Annotated in this window: 20 protein-coding genes; 14 read left to right on the top strand and 6 right to left on the bottom strand. The window is 74.0% G+C overall.

Annotated features, from left to right (window positions below; all coding sequences use genetic code 11):
- The first annotated feature begins 81 nt into the window (after window positions 1–81).
- From AB0C22_RS16775 to AB0C22_RS16750, 6 genes are all read left to right on the top strand, one after another.
- Window positions 82–3216 (top strand): Rne/Rng family ribonuclease, encoded by a 3135-nt coding sequence (locus AB0C22_RS16775; protein WP_357535725.1) that lies wholly within the window; start codon window positions 82–84, stop codon window positions 3214–3216.
- 115 nt (window positions 3217–3331) lie between these two features.
- The gene (locus AB0C22_RS16770) at window positions 3332–3826 is read left to right on the top strand and encodes a hypothetical protein (protein ID WP_357535723.1); all 495 of its coding nucleotides are present in this window, start codon (window positions 3332–3334) and stop codon (window positions 3824–3826) included.
- A 224-nt stretch (window positions 3827–4050) separates the two neighbouring features.
- The gene (rplU, locus tag AB0C22_RS16765; protein ID WP_067312477.1) at window positions 4051–4365 is read left to right on the top strand and encodes a 50S ribosomal protein L21; all 315 of its coding nucleotides are present in this window, start codon (window positions 4051–4053) and stop codon (window positions 4363–4365) included.
- 11 nt (window positions 4366–4376) lie between these two features.
- Window positions 4377–4628: a 50S ribosomal protein L27 gene (rpmA, locus tag AB0C22_RS16760; protein WP_088647594.1), complete on the top strand. Its 252-nt coding sequence runs from the start codon at window positions 4377–4379 to the stop codon at window positions 4626–4628.
- 155 nt (window positions 4629–4783) lie between these two features.
- Window positions 4784–6259 carry a GTPase ObgE gene (gene obgE / locus AB0C22_RS16755; protein ID WP_357535720.1) on the top strand — a complete coding sequence of 492 codons (1476 nt, stop codon included), beginning with the start codon at window positions 4784–4786 and terminating at the stop codon, window positions 6257–6259.
- A 70-nt stretch (window positions 6260–6329) separates the two neighbouring features.
- Window positions 6330–6779, top strand: a complete 450-nt coding sequence (locus AB0C22_RS16750) for a GNAT family N-acetyltransferase (protein ID WP_219464303.1) — start codon at window positions 6330–6332, stop codon at window positions 6777–6779.
- A gap of 9 nt (window positions 6780–6788) precedes the next feature.
- Here the strand turns inward: AB0C22_RS16750 and AB0C22_RS16745 are convergent, their stop codons facing one another.
- The 3 genes from AB0C22_RS16745 to AB0C22_RS16735 all read right to left on the bottom strand — a co-directional run bounded on the left by AB0C22_RS16745 (window position 6789) and on the right by AB0C22_RS16735 (window position 10235).
- Window positions 6789–7271: a DUF4383 domain-containing protein gene (locus AB0C22_RS16745; protein ID WP_219464301.1), complete on the bottom strand. Its 483-nt coding sequence runs from the start codon at window positions 7269–7271 to the stop codon at window positions 6789–6791.
- Window positions 7272–7547: 276 nt separating this feature from the next.
- Window positions 7548–8636 (bottom strand): glycosyltransferase, encoded by a 1089-nt coding sequence (locus AB0C22_RS16740; RefSeq protein ID WP_255597702.1) that lies wholly within the window; start codon window positions 8634–8636, stop codon window positions 7548–7550.
- Between the two features lie 351 nt (window positions 8637–8987).
- The gene (locus tag AB0C22_RS16735) at window positions 8988–10235 is read right to left on the bottom strand and encodes a cytochrome P450 (RefSeq protein ID WP_219464300.1); all 1248 of its coding nucleotides are present in this window, start codon (window positions 10233–10235) and stop codon (window positions 8988–8990) included.
- A gap of 228 nt (window positions 10236–10463) precedes the next feature.
- Here AB0C22_RS16735 and AB0C22_RS16730 point away from each other — a divergent pair, with 228 nt between their 5' ends.
- Window positions 10464–10856 (top strand): hypothetical protein, encoded by a 393-nt coding sequence (locus tag AB0C22_RS16730; protein ID WP_357535717.1) that lies wholly within the window; start codon window positions 10464–10466, stop codon window positions 10854–10856.
- A 122-nt stretch (window positions 10857–10978) separates the two neighbouring features.
- On the opposite strand, the gene AB0C22_RS16725 is transcribed toward AB0C22_RS16730, so the two are convergent.
- On the bottom strand, window positions 10979–11197 hold the full coding sequence (locus tag AB0C22_RS16725; protein ID WP_067312494.1) for a DUF397 domain-containing protein: 219 nt from the start codon (window positions 11195–11197) through the stop codon (window positions 10979–10981).
- Between the two features lie 66 nt (window positions 11198–11263).
- Between AB0C22_RS16725 and pepN the strand changes: the two genes are divergently transcribed.
- The 5 genes from pepN (at window position 11264) to AB0C22_RS16700 (ending at window position 16489) form a co-directional block, all read left to right on the top strand.
- Window positions 11264–13780, top strand: a complete 2517-nt coding sequence (gene pepN, locus AB0C22_RS16720) for an aminopeptidase N (RefSeq protein ID WP_357535715.1) — start codon at window positions 11264–11266, stop codon at window positions 13778–13780.
- A gap of 71 nt (window positions 13781–13851) precedes the next feature.
- Entirely contained in the window at window positions 13852–14448 is a 597-nt protein-coding gene (gene nadD, locus AB0C22_RS16715; RefSeq protein ID WP_219464295.1) for a nicotinate-nucleotide adenylyltransferase, read from the top strand.
- Window positions 14449–14558: 110 nt separating this feature from the next.
- Complete coding sequence (rsfS, locus tag AB0C22_RS16710) at window positions 14559–14963, top strand: ribosome silencing factor (RefSeq protein ID WP_208570131.1); 405 nt, start codon at window positions 14559–14561, stop codon at window positions 14961–14963.
- Window positions 14960–15589, top strand: coding sequence for a histidine phosphatase family protein (locus AB0C22_RS16705; protein ID WP_208570130.1), 630 nt, complete (start codon window positions 14960–14962; stop codon window positions 15587–15589). The genes rsfS and AB0C22_RS16705 overlap by 4 nt, the downstream gene beginning before the upstream one ends.
- Before the next feature lie 48 nt (window positions 15590–15637).
- Window positions 15638–16489: a DegV family protein gene (locus AB0C22_RS16700; RefSeq protein ID WP_219464293.1), complete on the top strand. Its 852-nt coding sequence runs from the start codon at window positions 15638–15640 to the stop codon at window positions 16487–16489.
- A 75-nt stretch (window positions 16490–16564) separates the two neighbouring features.
- On the opposite strand, the gene AB0C22_RS16695 is transcribed toward AB0C22_RS16700, so the two are convergent.
- A complete protein-coding gene (locus AB0C22_RS16695; protein WP_219464291.1) occupies window positions 16565–16753 on the bottom strand; it encodes a DUF397 domain-containing protein in 189 nt (62 codons plus the stop codon).
- A 19-nt stretch (window positions 16754–16772) separates the two neighbouring features.
- The gene (locus tag AB0C22_RS16690) at window positions 16773–17162 is read right to left on the bottom strand and encodes a DUF5753 domain-containing protein (RefSeq protein ID WP_255597701.1); all 390 of its coding nucleotides are present in this window, start codon (window positions 17160–17162) and stop codon (window positions 16773–16775) included.
- Window positions 17163–17230: 68 nt separating this feature from the next.
- Here AB0C22_RS16690 and AB0C22_RS16685 point away from each other — a divergent pair, with 68 nt between their 5' ends.
- Both AB0C22_RS16685 and AB0C22_RS16680 read left to right on the top strand, forming a co-directional pair.
- Window positions 17231–17449, top strand: a complete 219-nt coding sequence (locus tag AB0C22_RS16685) for a flavin reductase (RefSeq protein WP_357535712.1) — start codon at window positions 17231–17233, stop codon at window positions 17447–17449.
- 458 nt (window positions 17450–17907) lie between these two features.
- Window positions 17908–18720: a ComEA family DNA-binding protein gene (locus AB0C22_RS16680; protein WP_357535771.1), complete on the top strand. Its 813-nt coding sequence runs from the start codon at window positions 17908–17910 to the stop codon at window positions 18718–18720.
- Window positions 18721–18866: the final 146 nt, after the last annotated feature.

Below are 18866 nucleotides of genomic sequence, written 5' to 3'. Positions count from 1 at the left end.
TGCCCGGCGGAAACACTTTTGCGGCGATCCTGCGTGGCAGCGCTCACCCGCGCCCGGGGCCGCCAGAACTGGAGAACGTCCATGCTCGAGAACGAGCCCGAGGGCGGCGAACGGACCGGTTCCCAGCCGGCCGGCGACACCGCCGACAGCACCGTCGACGGCGGCACGGGAGCCGCCGCCACGCCACCGGAGGGCGCTGCGGCGTCGCCGGACGGCGCGGCGGCCCCCCCGACCCGGCGGCGGACCACCCGACGGCGGGTCGCGCCGCTGAGCCAGCCGGAGTTGACCGGGGGAGCGCCCGCCGAGGCGTCCGCCACCGCCACCTCGGCCACCGACGAGTCACAGCAGGCCGAGGTGATCGTCCCGGTCGCCGGTGAGTTGGACTCCGCGCCGAAGACCACCCGACGTCGCCGCAAGGCCACCCCGGCCAAGGCGGCCGAGGAGCCGGTGGTCGCCGACGGGGTGGAGGAGGGCAGCGCGGAACTCGTCCCGCCGGTGAAGGTGACCCGTACCCGGCGGAAGAAGGCCGTCGCCCCGGCGGCGACCGAGCCACCCGCCGAGACCCCGGCCGCGCCGCTGCCGGCCGCCGAGGCCCCTGCTGCTCCGGCGGCGGTGGCTCCGGTTGCCGCAGCTCAGGAGCCGGCCGTCGCGGCGGAGGAGCCCGCCGTGGAGGCGGCTGCCCCGACCGAGCCGACCGTCGCCGACGAGGCCGAGGAGCCCCTGGTCGGGGAGCCCGTCGCGGAGGAGCCCGCAGCCGACCGGCCGACCTCCGTGTCGACGCCGCCGGCCGCGGCCGGTAACCGGACCGGGGAGGTGCCGCCCGGGGTCGCCGTGCCGGCCGCCGACGAGGCGGTGGAGCCGGCCGAGCCGCAGCCGCGGACCCGTCGGCGACGGGCCGCGATCGCCGCCCCGACGGTCCTGTTCATGGCCCCGCAGCCGGAGGAGCTGCCCACCTTCCGGGTGGTCGAGCCCGGCCCGGCCGCCGAGGCGCCGGTCGAGGAGCCCGCCGAGGAGCCCGTCGAGACCGGGCGGCGGCGTCGCCGTGGCCGCCGGGAGACCGAGCCGGTCGAGGCCGTCGAGCCGGTCGAGCCCGTCGTGGAGGAGCCCACCGGCGAGGCCGAGGAGGGCGCCGAGGACGACGGCGACGACGAGGACGACGACGAGTCGGCCGCCGCGCGCCGCCGACGCCGCCGGGGTCGGCGGGGTCGGGGCCGGGGCAAGGGCGGCGCGGACGACGCCGACGAGGACGACATCGAGGAGCCGGCCCAGGCCGAGGCCGAGGGGGACGACGCCGAGGACGAGGGCGACGGGGACGGGCTGACCCGTCGTCGGCGTCGGCGTCGCCGTCGGGGTGCCGGGGACGTCGAGGGTGGCGCCGACGACGGCGTACCCACGGTGGTCAAGATCCGGGAGCCCCGCAAGGCCGTCGACGAGGTGCAGGGCGTCTCCGGCTCGACCCGGCTGGAGGCCAAGCGCCAGCGTCGCCGGGACGGCCGGGAGCAGCGCCGGACCCGGCCGCCGATCCTGAGCGAGTCGGAGTTCCTGGCCCGCCGGGAGGCGGTCGACCGGGTGATGGCGGTCCGCCAGCGCGGCGACCGGACCCAGATCGTGGTCCTGGAGGACGGCGTCCTGGTCGAGCACTACGTCACCCGCAACTCGTCGGGCACCATGGCCGGCAACGTCTACCTGGGCAAGGTGCAGAACGTCCTGCCCAGCATGGAGGCGGCCTTCGTCGACGTCGGGCGGGGCCGCAACGCCGTCCTGTACGCCGGTGAGGTCAACTGGGACAGCAGCGGCCTGGAGGGGCGTTCGCGCTCGATCGAGCAGGCGCTGCGCTCCGGCGACTCGGTGCTGGTCCAGGTCACCAAGGACCCGATCGGCCACAAGGGTGCCCGGCTGACCAGCCACGTCGCGCTCTCCGGCCGGCACCTGGTCTACGTGCCCAACGGCAACGCCTCCGGGATCAGCCGCAAGCTGCCCGACAACGAGCGCAAGCGGCTGCGCGACGTGCTCAAGAAGCTGGTCCCCGACGGCGCGGGCGTGATCGTCCGGACCGCCGCCGAGGGGGCCAGCGAGGACGAGTTGGCCCGGGACGTCAAGCGGTTGCAGGCCCAGTGGGAGGACATCCAGGCCAAGGCGACCGGTGGCGGCGCTCCGGTGCTGCTCTACGAGGAGCCCGACCTGGTCATCCGGGTGGTCCGGGACCTGTTCAACGAGGACTTCCGCGAGCTGGTCATCGAGGGTGAGCAGTCGTACGGCATGGTCGAGTCGTACCTGTCGCACGTCTCGCCGGACCTGGTCGACCGGGTGCGCCGGTACGTCGGCACCGCCGACGTGTTCACCGAGTACCGCATCGACGAGCAGATCATCAAGGGGCTGGACCGCAAGGTCTTCCTGCCCTCCGGTGGTTCGCTGGTGATCGACCGTACCGAGGCGATGACCGTCATCGACGTCAACACCGGCAAGTACACCGGCTCCGGGGGCAACCTGGAGGAGACGGTCACCCGCAACAACCTGGAGGCGGCCGAGGAGATCGTCCGCCAGCTGCGGCTGCGCGACATCGGCGGCATCGTGGTGATCGACTTCATCGACATGGTGTTGGAGTCCAACCGGGAGCTGGTGCTGCGCCGGCTCACCGAGTGCCTGGGCCGGGACCGCACCAAGCACCAGGTGACCGAGATCACCTCGCTTGGCCTGGTGCAGATGACCCGTAAGCGGATCGGCGCCGGCCTGCTGGAGGCGTTCAGCGAGCCCTGCGAGTGCTGCAAGGGCCGGGGCCTGGTGATCCACACCGAGCCGGTGCCGGAGAAGCCGCGTGCCGTCAACGGCGGCGCGGGCGACCGGGTCAAGGCCGTCGCCTCGGCGGTCACCGCCCCGGCGGCCGAGCCGCCGGTCAGCGCGTCGTCGCGGCGGCGGGCCCGCAAGGCGGCCACGGCGGAGCGGACCGTGGTCGAGACCACCGACGCCACCGACGTCGAGGTCGCCGCCCCGGCGGTCGACGCCGGCTACGACGACACCATGGGCTACGACCTGTCCCGGTACGAGACGCAGACCCCGGCCGTGGCCGACGCCCAGACGGGCGAGTCGGCCCGGCTCGCGGGGGCGGACGACCCGGACGCGCTCGGCGAGGCCGACGGCGACGACGACGGCGGGGAGGCCGGCACGGGCCGGCGTCGTTCCCGCCGGGGCGGTGCCCGTCGCCGTACCCGGCCGTGACGGGCTGACCCGCACCTGGCAGCACCGGACCCCTTCCCCGGCACACCGCCGGTGGGAGGGGTCCTGCCGTGCCGGTGGCCGACGATACGATCGGGCACCCCGGCTAGGAGATGACATGCGCCGCCTGCCCGCCGCCATCGTGGTGGCCACCGTCCTGCTGACCGGCGTCGGGTGCTCCGGCGACCGGGCCGACCCGCCGACCACCTCCGGCCAACCGTCCGGTGCCGTGACCCCCGCCACCGTGGTCCCGTCCGCCGTGGTGAGCGGTTCCCCGGCGGGTGGCAACGGGCCGCAGGTGTGCGCCGACGCGGAGGCCGCGTCGACCACGGCGGTGCGCACCTACGTCGAGGAACTGGGCAAGATGATCGCGGCGGTCGGCGCGAACGACAGCACGGCGGCGGACACCGCCCGCAAGCGGGCGGAGACGGCGCTGACCACGTGGCGGACCGTGTTGCGGCAGCAGTCCGGCCGGGCCACCGACTCCCAGTTGAAGGCCCTGCTCGCCGACCTGGCCACCGAGATCGGCCGGCTCGGCACCGACGTCGACTCGATCGACGAGACCGAGCTGGACCGGCTCCAGCAGCGGCTGGACCAGCTCTGCTCCCGCTGACGGCGGTCGGTGGCGGTGTGGTCGGTCGACCCGCCCGGCCGCCGGGAGGTCCGCTCGACAGGGGGGGTCGGTTTGGGGCGCGGGTGGATGATGGCGTACTCTTTCCTGCGGCGCACTTTGGTGTGCCGAGTTCCCGCGTGCCCGCGCTGCCGGTGTCACAGCTACCCGGCGAGTTGCCATGGGAACGACCGCCAGCAGCCTCAACGACAGGGAGTCCGCCTCCGATGTACGCGATCGTCAAGACCGGCGGCAAGCAGTACAAGGTCGCCGAGGGCGACGTGATCGAGGTCGAGAAGCTCACCGGTGCCCCCGGTGACGCGGTGAAGCTCACCGCGGTGCTCCTCGTCGACGGTGACGACCTGGTGACCGACGCGGCGAAGCTTGCCAAGGTCGCGGTGTCCGGCGAGATCGCCGCGCACACCAAGGGCCCGAAGATCCGGATCCACAAGTTCAAGAACAAGACCGGCTACCACAAGCGCCAGGGTCACCGCCAGCCGTTGACCCAGGTCAAGGTGACCGGCATCTCCAGCGGGAAGTAGGTCGTCGGACAATGGCTCACAAAAAGGGTGCGTCCAGCTCGCGTAACGGTCGTGACTCCGCGGCCCAGCGACTCGGCGTGAAGCGCTTCGGTGGTCAGGTCGTCAGCGCGGGTGAGATCCTCATCCGTCAGCGTGGCACCAAGTTCCACCCCGGTGACCTGGTCGGCCGTGGTGGCGACGACACGCTCTTCGCGCTGGCCGCCGGCTCGGTCCTGTTCGGCACCAAGCGGGGTCGCAAGACCGTCAGCATCGTGCCGCAGTAGCTCGAAGGCGAAGCGGGCCGCGGACCTCGGGTCCCGGCCCGCTTCGCCGTTTCAGGTGGGGGGTGCTCCCACCGCCGGGTGCCCGTCGCCGTCGCGCCGGGGCCCGGGGGGTGTTTTCAGGTGCGGGGCCGGACCCCGCTGGAAGGATTGGCGTCGTGACGACGTTCGTTGACCGGGTCGTCCTGCACATGCAGGCCGGCGACGGCGGGCACGGCTGTGTCTCCATCCACCGGGAGAAGTTCAAGCCCTTCGGCGGCCCGGACGGGGGCGACGGCGGACACGGCGGCAGTGTCTCGCTGGTGGTCGACCCGCAGGTGACCACGCTGCTGGACTTCCACTTCCGCCCGCACATGAAGGCCGAGAACGGCAAGGGCGGCGCGGGTTCGAACCGGGACGGCGCCAAGGGCCACGACCTGCTGATCAAGGTGCCGAACGGCACGGTCGTGCAGACCCTCGACGGTACGGTGCTGGCCGACCTGGTCGGTGTGGGCACCACCTTCGAGGCGGCGCGGGGTGGGCGCGGCGGGCGGGGCAACGCCTCGCTGGCCAACGCCCGACGCAAGGCGCCCGGCTTCGCCGAACTGGGCGAGCCCGGTGACCGGCTCGACGTGGTGCTCGAACTCAAGAGCGTCGCCGACGTCGGCCTGGTCGGTTTCCCGTCGGCGGGCAAGTCGTCGCTGATCTCGGTGATCTCCGCCGCCAAGCCGAAGATCGCCGACTACCCGTTCACCACCCTGGTGCCCAACCTGGGCGTGGTCCGGGTGGACAACCACACCTTCACCGTCGCCGACGTGCCGGGTCTGATCCCGGGTGCGGCCACCGGCAAGGGGCTGGGCCTGGAGTTCCTGCGTCACGTCGAGCGGTGCGCCGTGCTGGTGCACGTGGTCGACACGGCGACCCTGGAGCCGGGCCGGGACCCGTTGGCCGACATCGACACCATCGAGGCGGAGCTGGCCGAGTACGGCGGGCTGGCCGACCGGCCCCGGCTGGTGGCGCTCAACAAGGTCGACGTGCCCGACGGGCAGGACCTCGCCGACATCGTCCGCCCCGACCTCGAGGCGCGTGGGTTCCGGGTGTTCGACGTCTCCGCGGCCACCCGGGAGGGGCTCAAGGAGCTGACGTACGCGATGGCGGAGCTGGTCGACCAGGCCCGCCGTGCCGCGCCGCCGGCCGAGCCGACCCGGGTCGTGATCCGCCCCACGGCGGTCGACGACGCCGGCTTCACCATCGAGGCGGCGGCCGACGGCTCGTTCACCGTCCGGGGGGTCCGACCCGAGCGCTGGGTACGCCAGACGAACTTCGACAACGACGAGGCGGTCGGCTTCCTCGCCGACCGGCTGGCCCGGCTGGGGGTGGAGGAGAAGCTGGCCAAGGCCGGCGCGAGCCCCGGTGACCTGGTCCGGATCGGCGAGCGGGAGTTCGACTGGCAGCCGACCCTGTATGCCGGCGTCGACTTCGTCCCCGGCAACCGGGGCACCGACGTGCGGCTGGAGGAGAAGTCGTCGCGCCCCGCGGCGGCCGAGCGGCTGGCCGCCCGCAAGGCCCGCCGGCAGCGCCCCGAGGACGAGCTGGCCTCGGCCCCGCATGACCTGCCGGACGACGACGAGGATGACGACGAGGACGAGGAGTAGCCCCGTACCGGTCGGGCCCGGGTCGTTTTCCGGAAACCTCCGCGAAACGGACCCGGCCTAGCGTGGGGTGATGCTGATCGAGTCCCGTCCCGCCACCGACCCGGAGGTCGACGCGCTGGTCGCCGCCCAGCAGCGGGAGCTGCGCGAGGCCGACGGCGGGCTGGACGGGCAGGCCACGGTGGTGCACGACGGCATCCGCTACCTGGTGGTGGTGGACGGCGGCCGGGTGGTGGCCTGTGGTGGTGTCCAGTCCCTCGACGCCGACACCGGCGAGTTGAAGCGGATGTACGTCCGCCCGGGTTACCGGGGGCGGGGGATCGCCCGGCAGTTGCTCAGCGCGCTGGAGGAGTTGGCGTTCCAGCAGGGCCACTCGGTGCTCTGCCTGGAGACGGGCAGTTACCTGCCGGCTGCGATCGGCCTCTACACCTCCTGCGGCTACCGGCCGATCCCGGTCTACGGCGAGTACGTCGACAACCCGTACAGCGTGTGCTTCGCCAAGCGGCTGCCCGTGGCGGCCTGAACGCGAGGGTCAGCCCCGGTCGGGTGGGACGTCCAGCCGACCGCCCGTGCCGGCGTCGTTGGACAGCAGCAGGCCGACGGCGAGCATGCCGAGGCCGAGCATGAGGTGCAGCCAGCTGTCCGCGTCGTTGAACGGCACGATGTTGGCCGGGGTGTCCCGGGTGACGGCGAAACCGTAGAGCCAGAGCGCCAGGTAGAGCACCCCGCCTACGGTGAGGTAGAGCCGGGCCCCGCCGAGCCGGCGGGCCAGCACCAGGCCGACCAGGCCGAAGACGAGGTGCAGCAGGTTGTGCAGCACCGACACCTGGAACACCCCGAACAGTTCCGCGCCGGAGTGGTGGCCGGCGAAGGCCAGCTCCCCGTAGCCGGTGGTGACGCCGGGGACGAAGCCGAGGATGCCGAGCAGCAGGAAGACGGCCGCGACGATGGTGGCGACCATCTGGACCCGGGGCTTCGGGGCGGCCGGGGCGGGCCGTCGCGTGGCGTGGGCCATCGCTGTCACCTCCAGGGGCCGACGGTCGGACGATCTCCATATTCTGGGCGGTGTGGCGGCCCTGGGCGGGGGAAACGACGAAAGGACCCCGACCACCTGCTGCGGCACCCGCGCGGTGGCGGCCGGCCGGCAACGGCCGGTTCCGGCGGCCGGACCCCATGACCGGCCGGCCGGTCGGGCCCGGTCAGCGGCCCGGGTGGTCGGTGAGTCCCGGTCAGCGGCCCGGGGTGGTCGGGTGAGTCCCGGTCAGCGGCCCGGGCGGTGGGTCAGGCCCGGTCAGCGGCCCCGGGTGGCGGGATCGGCGCGGATCCACCGGGTCAGGTCGCTGGGCTCCACCGGGGTCAGTTGGCGACGCAGCGCCCGTACCGAGTGGGCCGGCAGCCGGACCCGTCGACCGGCGTGGCGGACCCCGCCGCGACCCACCCGACGGGCCAGCGCGAGCCAGCCGCAGACCCCGCGTTCGAGCAGCCAGAACGGCGCGGCCAGCGCGGTGGTCGGGGGGAACACCGCCGATCCGCCGGCCCGCCGTCGGCCGACCTCCGCCACCGCCACCGCAGTGGCCGCCGCGCCGGCCAGCAGACCCGGCCGGCGGGCCAGCACCGCGGTCAGCGCCCCGGGCAGCACCGCCAGCGCGACCAGCAGCCGTGCCGGCCGGGCCAGGTCGTCGTACGCCTGGCGGACCCGCTGCCTGCGGAAGTGCGCCACACCGGGCGGCAACCGTCGTACGTAGAGCCAGGCGGGGCTGGCCTCGGTCCCGCCGTACGCCCGGACGGTGCGGACCAGTTCCAGGTTCTCGAAGAGCACGTCCGGGTCGTAGCCGCCCATCGCCCGGAAGGTGCTGCGCCGCACCGCCAGGGTGCCCGGCCGGTCCGCGCCGAACGCCCGGTTGAGCAGGGTCCGACCGGTGTCCCACCAGGCGTGCCAGGGCAGCGGGTGGAAGTAGTGCTGCGGGCGGACCAGGTCGGCGGTGTCCAGCAACCGGTGCACCGCCCGCAGCCCCGCCTCGTCGTACCGGACGTCGTCGTCGGCGATCACCACGTGTTCGTGCCGCGCCGCCGCCACCCCGGTCAGCACCGCGCGCACCGTGGCGTTGACGCCGTGCACCGTCGGATCGGGTGGCAGGTGGCGCAGCAGGCCGTGCCAGCGGGCGGCGTGCCGGGCGAAGACCTCCGGCGGTGAGCTGTCGACCACGGTCACGTCGACCAGCCGGCCCAGCGTGCGCAGGTAGCCGGTCAGCTCGTCCGGGCTGTCGTCGTCACCGTGGCACAGCGGTAGGACGTACTCGACGGGGAGCCGGGGTGGGCCGCCCGGCGTGGCGGTCGGGCGGGACCCGACCGGGACCGGCCGCGCGGCGGGGGCGCTCATCCGCCCGCCGCCCAGTGGCCCTGGAAGGTGCCGGTACGGCGGTGCCGGCCGGTGCGGCGGGCCCGGCGGGTGACGGTGGCGGGCAAGGGTCCTCCCGGTGACGGCGGTCCCCGGGCATCCCCCACCCGCGCCGTGACAAACCGCGTGGCTCCCCGGTACGCCTCGGTTCACCCGCCGGTGTCCGGCAACCCCGCGCCCGGCTACCGGCTTCCAGTCCCCGATGCCCGATGCCCGACGCCCGGTGCCCGGTGCCCGGCGCCCGGCGCCCGACGTCAGGCTTCTGGTTTCCGGCTCCCGGGTCGGCTCCCCGGTCGGGTTCGGGTGGCGGGACTGGTCAGTCGGCCCGGCGGCTCAGTCGGCGCGCTGGACGCCGGTGAGCACGAAGCCGCTGGGGGGCAGGGTCGGGACCCGCGACAGGTCCAGGGCCAGGTCCTGTGGTGGCACCTGGTAGTCCATCGCCCCGGCCAGCAGACCGACCGCCTGTTTCATCAGCTCGATGGTGATCCACTCCCCGGCGCAGCGGTGGCCGCCCAGGTGGCTGCCTCCGCCCTGCGGCACGAAACCGTACGGGTCGTCGCGCCAGCCGGCGAACCGCTCCGGGCGGAACTGCTCCGGTTCGGGCCAGAGCCGGGGGTGGTGGTTGGTGCCGTACAGGTCGAGCAGCACCCGGCGGTCCTTGGGAAAGTGGTGTCCCTGCCACTCGAAGGAGTGCCGCACCCGGGCGAAGGCGACCGGGAAGAAGGGGTAGTAGCGGCGTACCTCCTGGACGAACCACTCGGTCGGCTCGTCGCCGGTGCGGACCCGGTCCCGCCAGGCCGGGTGGTCGTGCAGGGCCAGGGCGGCGAAGACCACGTACCGGTCGACGGCCACGGTGGGGCGCAGCACGTTGATCAGTTCCACCGCGGCGACCCGGCGGGGCAGCAGCCGCCCCTGGGCGTCGCGGTGTTCGGCGATGACCGCCAGCGCGCTTCCCGGCGGCGCGGCCAGGGTGCCGATCCGTACCCGCTCCACCACGTCGGCGATCCAGCGTTCGGCGCGCAGGCGTCCGCGCAGACCACGCCAGTGCCGAAGACCCAGTGCGGCCGGCCCGTCGATCATGGCCTGCATCTGGGCGTTGCGCCGGACGACCTCGCTCTCCGGCAGCGGTACGCCCGCCCAGGCGCAGACGGCCCGCAGGAGCAGTGGGCCGACCTCGTCGCGCAGCACCACCGGGCCGGGTCCACCCCAGCTCGCCAGTCGGGTGCGCCACTGGTCGGCGAAGAGTTGGCCGAGCCGCGCGACGCCCGACGGGGTCATGATCGACATGAACATGGCCTTGCGTTCGGTGTGGGCCGCGCCGTCGAGGCCCTGCACCCCGCCCTGCCCGGTCAGCGTCCGCTGGCCCCGCTTGGGTGCCGCCCCGGCCCGCCGGAACCGCTCGGTGTCGTAGAACAGCTCCGCCGCGTCCCGCCCGCGTAGGAAGATCGTCGGTTCCAGCAGCAGCCGCGCGGTGAAGATGTCGGTGTCGTAGCGCTCGCACCGGGTGCTGATGAACCGGTAGCCCTCGCGGAAGAACGCCAGGGTGCTCTCCGGGCTGCGGTCGGCCGGGGTGGTGGCCATCGGGCTCTCCTGACGCGGTGACGGTGGGCGGACCCGGCTGGTCGGCCTTGGGTGTTCTACCCGGGTTTGGGGCATTTAATCCCCCGGCCGGCCCCCGCCACCGCGGCGGGCCGGGTCGGCTGTGGGCCAGCAGCCGGGCGACCGCTGGCCCCTCCCGCGACGCCGGAAACCTGCTTGGCTCAGCGGTACGGCCACCACGGGGGCCGGTTCGACGACGGGGGAGGCCCGATGCGGGAGAACACATCGCCGTACTGGCGGGAGCGGCGGCTGGTCGACCTGCCCGGTGGGCCGGGTGGGGTCCGCCCGCCGGATCAGCCGCTGATCCGGCGTCCCCGTCGGCCACCCCGACACTTCACCGTGCACCTGGGTTTCGCCGCCGACGGGCCGGAGCAGGCCCGGGAGTTGGCGGTGGCGTACGCGCAGGCACTGAGCCTGCTCCGCCCGGAGCTGGTGCTGGCCTCGGCCGCCCTGTCACCGGCCGGCTCCTGGCGGGCCGCGCAGCGGCTCTTCTGTCACGTCGTCGGCCCGGACGGCGAGCGCTGCGTCGACGTCGCCGGCCACCCGGGGTTCCATTACGCACCCGGGCCGGGCGGGCTCGGCTGGGGCGAGGGGGACGGGTGAGCCGGGGGCCCGACACCGGTCGACCGGCCGGCCGCCCGATGGCCAGCCGGACGCCCACCGGGCCGGTGCCCCCGGGGGTAGGGTGTCTCGCCACCTACCGCCCGGGGGTCGGCGTCCGGCACTCAGTCGAGGTCGAACTCGCCGTCCTGCGCGCCTGCGACGAACGCGTCCCACTCGGCCTGGGTGAAGACCAGGACCGGGCCGTCCGGCTCGGCCGAGTTGCGCATCCCGATCAGGTCGTCCACGAAGGCCACCTCGACCGCGCTGTCGGAGGTGTCTCCCTCGGCTCGCTGCCAGACCGCCCGGGACAGGTCGAAGTCGCCCTTGGGGTGCTGACCCATTGTTGATCCTCCATTGCCGCGCGTATCGGGAAGCCCGGCCGGCTCCCCGTCGGGCAGGATAAGCGGATGCCGAGCCTGACCCGTGTAGAGGCGACCGCGCGTCGCGCACTGATCGATGTCGAGTCCTATCAGGTGGACCTCGATCTGACCGGTAGCGAGGAGCGCTTCCGGTCGACGACCACCATCCGGTTCCGGGCCACCGCCGGTGCCGAGACCTTCGTCGAGGTCAAGCCCGCGACCCTGGAGACGGTCCGGCTCAACGACCGGGAGCTGGACCCGGGAGCGCTCACCGACGGCCGGTTCCCCCTCACCGGGCTGGCGGCGGAGAACACCCTCACGGTCACCGCCGAGATGGCCTACTCCAACACCGGTGAGGGGATGCACCGGTTCGTCGACCCGGCCGACGGGGCGACGTACCTCTATGCGATGTCGTTCCTGGACGAGGCGCCGCGCATCTTCGCCGCCTTCGACCAGCCCGACCTCAAGGCCCCGGTGACCCTCGCGGTGACCGCCCCGCCAGAGTGGACGGTGGCCGCCAACGGCCCGCTCACCGCCAACCCGGCCCCGGGCCGCTGGGAGTTCGCCCCCACCGCGCCGCTGGCCAGCTACTTCGTCACGCTGATCGCAGGCCCCTGGCACGTCCGGCGGGACGACCACGACGGCATCCCGCTCGGCGTCTACTGCCGGCAGTCGTTGGCCACCCACCTCGATGCCGACCTCGACGAGATCCTCACCGTCACCAAGCAGTGCCTGGACCGCTTCCACCAGCTCTTCGCCGAGCCCTACCCGTTCGTCAAGTACGACCAGGCGTTCGTGCCGGAGTTCAACGCCGGGGCGATGGAGAACCCGGGCCTGGTCACCATCCGCGACGACGACATCTTCCGCTCGGCGGTCACCGACAGCGAGCGGGAGCAGCGGGCCACCACCATCGCCCACGAGATGGCCCACATGTGGTTCGGTGACCTGGTCACCATGCGCTGGTGGGACGACCTGTGGCTCAACGAGTCCTTCGCCGAGTACCTGGGCAACCGGGTCACCGCCGAGGCGACCCGGTTCGACCGGGCCTGGACGACCTTCGCGATCCGCCGCAAAGCCTGGGGGTACGCCGCCGACCAGCGCCCGTCCACCCATCCGGTCGCTCCGGACGAGGTCGCCGACGCCGCCCAGGGCCTGCTCAACTTCGACGGCATCTCGTACGCCAAGGGCGCCAGCGTGCTCCGCCAGCTCGTCGCCTGGCTCGGCGACGACGCCTTCCTGGCCGGGCTCAACCGGCACTTCGCCGCCCACCGCTTCGGCAACGCCACCCTGGCCGACCTGCTCGCCAACCTCAGCGCCGCCAGCGGGCGGGACCTCACCGACTGGGCCGCCCGGTGGCTGCGTCAACCGCAGGTCAACACGCTGCGGACGGAGACCTCGGTGGACGCCGACGGCCGGTGGTCCTCGGTGGCCGTGGTGCAGACCGCGTCGCAGGAGTACCCGGTGCTGCGCCCGCACCGGATCGCCGTCGGCCGGTACACCCCCGACGGCGCGGCCGAACGGATCGAGGTCGACCTCGACCCGGCCGCCGACCGGGGGCGTACCGAGCTGCCCGAGCTGACCGGTCGGGTCGCCGAGGGCCTGCTCCTGCCCAACGACGGTGACCTCACCTTCGCCAAGATCCGGCTCGACCCGGCGTCGGCGGACGCGGTCGGCACCGTGCTGCCCACGCTCACCGACCCGCTGGCCCGCGCCCTGCTCTGGGAGGAGTCGTTGGACGCGGCGACCGACGGCGAGCGGCCGGTGTCGGCGGTGGTGTCGTTGCTGACGGTGGCCCTGCCCGCCGAGACCGAGGTGGCCGTCGCCGAGAGCGTGCTCGCCCGCAGTCGCAACCTGGTCGACCGCTACCTCGACCCGCTCGCCCGCGACGCCGCCCTGCTGCGGACGGCCGAAGCGTGCGCCACGTTGCTCGCCGCCGCCCCGGCCGGCGGTTCGCTGCAACTGGCCGCTGCCCGGGGGCTGCTCTCCGCCACCGCCGACGCCGACCTGCTGGCCGGGTGGCTCGCGGGCCGGGAGGTGCCGGCCGGGCTGGCCGTCGACGCCGAGCTGCGCTGGGCGCTGCTGCACCGGCTGGTGGTGCTGGGAGCGGCCGGCGAGCCCGAGATCGCCGCCGAGGCGTCGGCCGACCGCAGCGCCACCGGTGCCGAGCGGGCCGCCCGGTGCCGGGCGGCCCGGCCCGAGGTGGCCGCGAAGGACGCCGCCTGGGAGATCATCACCCGGGACACCAGCTGCTCCAACCGGCTCGTCGAGGCGGCGGCCGAAGGGTTCTGGCAACCCGATCAGGCTGAGCTGACCGGCACGTACGTCGACCGGTACTTCACCGAGATGCCGGCGGCGGCGCGACGGCGTACCGCGTGGGTGGCCGAACGGGTCGCCCGGCTGGCCTTCCCCCGGTACGCCGTGGCCCAGCCCACCCTGGACTCGGCCGCGGCCCTGCTCAGCCGGGACGACCTCACCCCCGGGCTGCGGCGCAGCGTCGTCGACGCCGCCGACGACCTGCGCCGGGCGCTGGTCGCCCGGACGGCGGTCGCCGCTGCCGCCGCCTGACGGGGCCGGTGGGGATGCCCGGCATCCCCACCGGCCGCTCAGGCGGGGTGGGCCGGGCCTACGATCATCGGGTGGAGGAAGACATCCGGCGGATCGGCATCATGGGCGGCACCTTCGACCCGATCCATCACGGCCACCTCGTGGCGGCCAGCGAGGTGGCGGACCGGTTCGGCCTGGACGAGGTGGTCTTCGTGCCGACCGGCCAGCCGTGGCAGAAGGCGGACACCCCGGTCAGCCCGGCCGAGGACCGTTACCTGATGACGGTCATCGCCACCGCCTCCAACCCGCGTTTCCAGGTCAGTCGGGTCGACATCGACCGTGGTGGCCCCACCTACACCGTCGACACCCTGCGTGACCTGCACCACGAGTACGGCCCGAAGGCGCAGCTGCACTTCATCACCGGCGCGGACGCGCTGGAGCGGATCCTGTCCTGGAAAGACCTGGACGAGATCTTCGCGTTGGCCCACTTCATCGGGGTCACCCGGCCCGGGTTCGCGTTGACCGACGAGCACCTGCCCGCCGACACGGTCAGCCTGGTGCAGGTGCCCGCGATGGCGATCTCGTCGACCGACTGCCGCGACCGGGTCGGTCGGGGGGAACCGGTCTGGTATCTGGTGCCCGACGGTGTGGTGCAGTACATCGCGAAACGACGGCTCTACCAGCAGTGATTCCGCCCGGTAACCGCCAGTTCGTCCCGGTAACCGGCCAGAACTGACAAGTCGTCTCCGCGTCGGGTGTGAGACGCTTGACGGGTCGCACGGTTGATCGAAGGAGAACGGTGACAGTTTCCGAACGCGCTCACGAGCTGGCGATGGCCGCCGCCCAGGCTGCGGCTGACAAAAAGGCGCAGGACATCGTCATCATCGACGTGGGTGACCAGCTCGCCATCACCGACGCGTTCCTGGTGGCCTCGGCGCCCAACGAGCGCCAGGTGATGGCCATCGTCGACGCCATCGAGGAGCGGTTGCTGGAGCTGCCCGAGAAGGCCAAGCCGCTCCGCCGCGAGGGCGAGCGCGGTGGCCGCTGGGTGCTGCTCGACTACGTCGACATGGTGGTCCACGTCCAGCACACCGAGGAGCGCGAGTTCTACGCCCTCGACCGGCTCTGGAAGGACTGCCCGCAGCTCCCGTTCGTCGACCGCGACCTGGTCGACGCCGACGCCACGGGTGCCGCCGCCGAATGACCCGCCTGATCATCTGGCGGCACGGCAACACCGACTGGAATGCTGCCGGCCGGGTCCAGGGGCAGACCGACGTACCCCTCAACGACCTCGGCCGGGAGCAGGCCCGTAGCGCCGCGCCGCTGCTCGCGGCGCTGCGCCCGGACGTCGTCGTCGCCTCCGACCTGTGCCGCGCCGCCGACACCGCCGCCGCGCTCGCCCAGCTCACCGGCCATCCGGTCCGCCCCGACGCGAGGCTGCGGGAACGCCACTTCGGCCACTGGCAGGGCCTCGCCCTGACCGACGCGGCCGAACGGTTCCCCACCGAGTACGCCCGCTGGCGGGCCGGCGACCCGGACCCGGGCGCGGGCATCGAACCCCTCGACGACCTCGGTAAGCGCGTCGGTACGGCGCTGCTGGCCGCCGTCGAGCTGGCCGACGGCGGCACGGTCGTGGTCGCCACCCACGGCGGCGCGGCCCGGCAGGGCGTCGGTCACCTGCTCGGCTGGGACCATGACGTGCTGCGCAGCGTCGGCGCACTGGCCAACTGCCACTGGACCGAGCTGCGTCGCAACGACGTCCGGGGCTGGCACCTGCGCGCCCACAACGTCGGCCCGCCGGCCCGGCCGGCGTCGTCCGAGCCGGTCTGAGCCGGCCGGCGCGGGCGACCCGCCCCGGCATCGGCTAGCGTGCCGGTCATGTCCGTCGCGGTCGTCACCGACTCCACCGCCTACCTGCCCCCCGAGCCGGTGCGGGCGCACCGGTTGACCGTGGTGCCGTTGACCGTCGTGCTCAACGGAGCGGAAGGGCTGGAGGGGGTGGAGACCTTCCCCGCCGACGCCACCCGGGCACTCGGCGGCCGGCGGGTCTCGGTGAGCACGTCCCGACCGTCGCCGGCCCAGTTCGTCACGACGTACCGGCGGTTGCTGGCCGACGGTGCGGACGGGGTGGTGTCGGTGCACCTGTCGGCGGAGCTGTCCGGCACGGTGGCGGCGGCCCGGCTCGCCGCCGCCGAGGTCGGTGGCCGCGTCGAGGTCGTCGACAGCCGGTCCGCCGGGATGGGGCTCGGCTTCCCGGTGCTCGCCGCCGCCTCGGCCGCCGAGACCGGTGCCGACCTGGCCGGGGTACGCGCCGCAGCGCTGGCCGCCGTCGACCGGACGACCATCTTCTTCTATGTCGACACGCTGGAGTTCCTGCGCCGGGGCGGCCGGATCAACGCGGCCGAGGCACTGCTCGGCACCGCCCTGTCAGTCAAACCGATCATGCACATGCCGGACGGCGCGATCGTGGTGCGCGACAAGGTGCGTACCGCCAGCCGGGGGGTGGCCCGCCTGATCGACCTGGCCGTCGAGGCAGCCGGCGACGCCGACGTGGACCTCGGGGTGCACCACCTCGCCGCCCCGCAACGCGCCCAGCAGTTGGTCGAGGCGCTCACCGCCCGGCTCGGCGACCGCCTGCACGACACCTACGCCTCCGAGGCGGGTGCGGTGGTCGCCGCCCACGCCGGACCGGGACTGGCCAGCGTCGTGGTCCACCGCCGGCCGGCCTGACGCGGGGTGGGTGAGCGGCACCGATGGCCGGCTCCCGCCCGTACCGCGCGCGGAGCGGGTCGTTTCGTGCCGGGGTCAGGCGCGCTTGGCGAACCCGACGAACGACCGCCAGGTCGTCGGATCGAAGGCCAGCACCGGGCCGGACGGGTCCTTGCTGTCGCGCACGGCCACGACACCGGGCAGGTTGTCCGCCACCTCGACGCAGTCGCCGGAGTTGCCACTGCTCCGCGTGCTCTTGTGCCAGATCGCGCCGGTCAGCTCCACGACTCTGCCACCTCCGAGATCAACTTGAGGGTGGCCCTTTGGGCATAGCCGCTGCGCGCACAGACTCCCAGGCCTGCCGCAGAGAGTGTACGTCCGCCGCCCGCTCGACGATCGATCCCTGTAGCTGGTTGTCCAGGTAGGCGACGTCGTCACCCTCCGCCGGGGTGGCGATCACGAAGGCGCCGTTCAGCCCGTGGTACGCCCCCGTGCCCTTCGGGACCAGGCGAATGTGGACTCGTGGCCGCTGCGCCACTTCCCGGAGGTGGAGCAACTGCTCGTGCATCACCTTCTGGCCACCGATCGGGCGCTCCAGGGCGGTGTAGTCGAACACCGCCACGAACAGTGGCGGACTGTCCCGCTCAAGGATCTCCTGCCGCTCGATCGTGACCCACTCGCGGAACCACGGCATCAGGCTCTCCCTGATCAGGGCGTCCCGTATCCGACTGAGCAGGCCGTCCGCCCGTACCGCACGTCGCCATGCGCCCGCTGTGCCGCTGCCGCAACTGCGGCAGGGAGTGGCCGTGCCAGCCGGCCAAGCTCGCGCTCCTCGTCGAGTACCGGGGAAACCGGACCGCCCCGCTCGTCTACCTCGGCACCCTGATGCAGGAGGCGGGGAGCCAACTCACCCAGCTCAACCCCGACTGGCACGCGGACCTGGCGGACCGCTTCGTCGCCTGGGCGCGGGCCCGAGGATGAGGGCCGGTGTACGTACGGGCCGACACGTCCTGCCTGCCCGTGCCATAGCAGATCCCGGCCATGGTCAGGTGGTTGTCCACAGCCCTCGTCGTCGTCCACAGCCGACCTCCGTCGGGCTGAGCGGGTGCCGTCCGTCGGCCTAACCTCGCGCCGTGTCGGAGGATGAGGAAACCATGGTGCGGCGACGGCTGTACCGGCTGACCGACGGGGTGTCGACGGTGCGGGCGGCAGGGCCGCCGGAGCCGCCACCCCGCCCGTACCGGCCGGCGGTCGGGCTTCGCGTACCGTCCGGCGACGGCGCAGGTGGGGTGCCGGCCGGACGGCCCGGCCCGGCCGGCGGCTCCAGATCCCGCCGGGCCGCCTCACCGGAGGTCGGTGGTCTCCCCGTCGGCGGTTCACCCGGGGTGGGCGCGCGCGTCGTCGACCCTCCCGCTGTCGACCGGTCGCGTCAGGCAGACCTGGACGATCCGGTCCCGGGTGGTGGGGCGCCCCGCCGCGAGGCACTCGACCCCGACCGGCTGCCCCGCCGCGAGGCACTCGACCCCGACCGGCTGCCCCGCCGCGAGGCACTCGACCCCGACCGGCTGCCCCGCGCCGACGGTGACGACCCGGCGTCGGTCGGTCGGCTGCCCGGCCCCGGTGCCTTCGACCCTGGCCGGCGCGGTGTCCGGGCGTTGGCTGCCGTGGCGGTGGTCGTGGTGCTCGGTGCCGGGTTCTGGGCCTGGCGGTCGCGCCCCGAGGCGGAACCGGTCCCGACGGCGACGGCGGTGGCCGGGCCGGAGTCCTCCGCCGGGTCCGCGTCGGGCCCGGCCCCGAAGCCGACAGGTGAGCTGGTGGTGGCGGTGGCCGGCAAGGTACGCCGCCCCGGGCTCGTCCGGGTGCCGGCCGGGGCGCGGGTCGCCGACGCGGTCGAGGCGGCCGGCGGTGTCCTGCCCGGCATCGACGTGGCGTTGCTCAATCCGGCGCGGAAGGTGGCCGACGGCGAGCTGATCCTGGTCGGCGTGACCGCCCCGCCCGGCGCGACCGGGCCGGACGCCGCTGCGGCCGGCCCAGCCGCGCCGGGCGGGGGTGTGCCGGGTGGCCGGGTCAACCTGAACACCGCCACGTTGGCGCAGCTCGACGCGTTGCCCGGGGTCGGTCCGGTGCTCGCCCAACGCATCCTCACCCACCGCGACCAGCAGGGCGGCTTCCGCAGCGTGGGCGACCTGCGTCAGGTCGACGGCATCGGCGACGCCCGGTACGAGCAGCTCAAGGACCTGGTGACGGTGTGACCGGCGGTCCCGGGTGGGATGACGGTGCGACCGGCGGTCCCGGGCCGCTCCCGGATCGGTGGGGCGTCACCGCCGGTCGGTGGCCAGGGCCGGGCGGACCGGCTGCCGACGGCTGCACACCGGCCACCGACCCCGGCGGTCCTGCC

The organism is Micromonospora sp. NPDC048894 (assembly GCF_040649765.1).
Taxonomy (GTDB): Bacteria; Actinomycetota; Actinomycetes; order Mycobacteriales; family Micromonosporaceae; genus Micromonospora; species Micromonospora antibiotica.
The sequence above is the reverse complement of the archived record's forward strand: the minus strand, read 5'-3'. Positions and strand labels throughout refer to the sequence as shown.

Coding starts and splice junctions, on each gene's coding strand:
- AB0C22_RS16700 (WP_219464293.1), top strand. CDS start 15,638: ATGTCCGTCGCGGTCGTCACCGACTCCACCGCCTACCTGCCCCCCGAG.
- pepN (WP_357535715.1), top strand. CDS start 11,264: ATGCCGAGCCTGACCCGTGTAGAGGCGACCGCGCGTCGCGCACTGATC.
- AB0C22_RS16770 (WP_357535723.1), top strand. CDS start 3,332: ATGCGCCGCCTGCCCGCCGCCATCGTGGTGGCCACCGTCCTGCTGACC.
- AB0C22_RS16775 (WP_357535725.1), top strand. CDS start 82: ATGCTCGAGAACGAGCCCGAGGGCGGCGAACGGACCGGTTCCCAGCCG.
- rplU (WP_067312477.1), top strand. CDS start 4,051: ATGTACGCGATCGTCAAGACCGGCGGCAAGCAGTACAAGGTCGCCGAG.
- AB0C22_RS16725 (WP_067312494.1), bottom strand. CDS start 11,197: ATGGGTCAGCACCCCAAGGGCGACTTCGACCTGTCCCGGGCGGTCTGG.
- AB0C22_RS16750 (WP_219464303.1), top strand. CDS start 6,330: ATGCTGATCGAGTCCCGTCCCGCCACCGACCCGGAGGTCGACGCGCTG.
- AB0C22_RS16685 (WP_357535712.1), top strand. CDS start 17,231: ATGCGCCCGCTGTGCCGCTGCCGCAACTGCGGCAGGGAGTGGCCGTGC.
- AB0C22_RS16705 (WP_208570130.1), top strand. CDS start 14,960: ATGACCCGCCTGATCATCTGGCGGCACGGCAACACCGACTGGAATGCT.
- AB0C22_RS16730 (WP_357535717.1), top strand. CDS start 10,464: ATGCGGGAGAACACATCGCCGTACTGGCGGGAGCGGCGGCTGGTCGAC.
- AB0C22_RS16690 (WP_255597701.1), bottom strand. CDS start 17,162: ATGCCGTGGTTCCGCGAGTGGGTCACGATCGAGCGGCAGGAGATCCTT.
- AB0C22_RS16745 (WP_219464301.1), bottom strand. CDS start 7,271: ATGGCCCACGCCACGCGACGGCCCGCCCCGGCCGCCCCGAAGCCCCGG.
- AB0C22_RS16740 (WP_255597702.1), bottom strand. CDS start 8,636: ATGAGCGCCCCCGCCGCGCGGCCGGTCCCGGTCGGGTCCCGCCCGACC.
- AB0C22_RS16735 (WP_219464300.1), bottom strand. CDS start 10,235: ATGGCCACCACCCCGGCCGACCGCAGCCCGGAGAGCACCCTGGCGTTC.
- rpmA (WP_088647594.1), top strand. CDS start 4,377: ATGGCTCACAAAAAGGGTGCGTCCAGCTCGCGTAACGGTCGTGACTCC.